This is a genomic window from Streptomyces poriferorum (genome assembly GCF_019399235.1).
Lineage (GTDB): Bacteria > Actinomycetota > Actinomycetes > Streptomycetales > Streptomycetaceae > Streptomyces > Streptomyces poriferorum.
The window spans coordinates 1-776 of record NZ_JAELVH010000640.1 but is presented as its reverse complement, the minus strand read 5'-3'; the positions used below and the strand labels follow the sequence as shown (position 1 = coordinate 776).

Genomic DNA, 776 nt, shown 5'->3' with positions numbered 1-776 from the left:
CGGCATCCGCGTCAACTCCGTCTGCCTCGGCCTCGTCGACACCGGACAGTGGGAACGCCGCTACGCCGCCTCCGGCAGCCCCCTCGACTACACCGCCTGGCAGACCGCACTCGCCGCCGACCGCGGCATCGCGCTCGGCCGCCTCGGCAACGCCGACGAAGTCGCGTACGCCGTCACCGCACTCCTGTCACCCAGGGCCTCGTACATCACCGGCACCACCGTCGACGTCTGCGGCGGCGTCAACCGCGCCGTCGCATAACCCCTCACCCCACCACCCCCCAGGAGCACCCGACATGACCCGACCCAACGGCGGCGACCTGCTCGTCGAGACGCTGCGCGCACTCGGCGTCGACACGGTGTTCGGCATCGTCAGCGTGCACAACCTGCCGCTCGTCGAAGCCGTCGACCGAGACCTCCGCTTCGTCCCCGTCCGCCACGAAGCCGCCACCGGCAAGCTCGGCTGCGCCCTCACCAGCACCGGTACCGGAGCAGGCAACGCCGCCGGATCCCTCATCGAATCCCTGAGCTCCGGCACACCCGTCCTCCACATCACCGGACAGATCGACAGCGAGTACCTCGGCTCCGGACGCGGCTTCATCCACGAGACCAAGGACCAGCTCGGCATGCTCCGCGCGGTCTCCACCCACGCCGTCACCGTCACCGACGCCGAGAGCGCCGGCGACATCCTCCGCGACGCGGCCGCCCGCGCACTCACCGCCCCGCACGGCCCCGTCAGCGTCGAATGGCCCATCGACCTGCAGTTCGCCCCCCAGCAG

At 71.3% G+C, this 776-nt stretch carries 2 protein-coding genes; both read left to right on the top strand.

Going from position 1 to position 776, the window contains the following annotated elements; genetic code table 11:
* Positions 1-259 (top strand): SDR family oxidoreductase (locus JGS39_RS40195; RefSeq protein WP_219574678.1); only part of this gene is annotated, 259 nt, incomplete at its 5' end.
* 34 nt (positions 260-293) lie between these two features.
* Positions 294-776 (top strand): thiamine pyrophosphate-binding protein (locus tag JGS39_RS40190; RefSeq protein ID WP_264302878.1); only part of this gene is annotated, 483 nt, incomplete at its 3' end.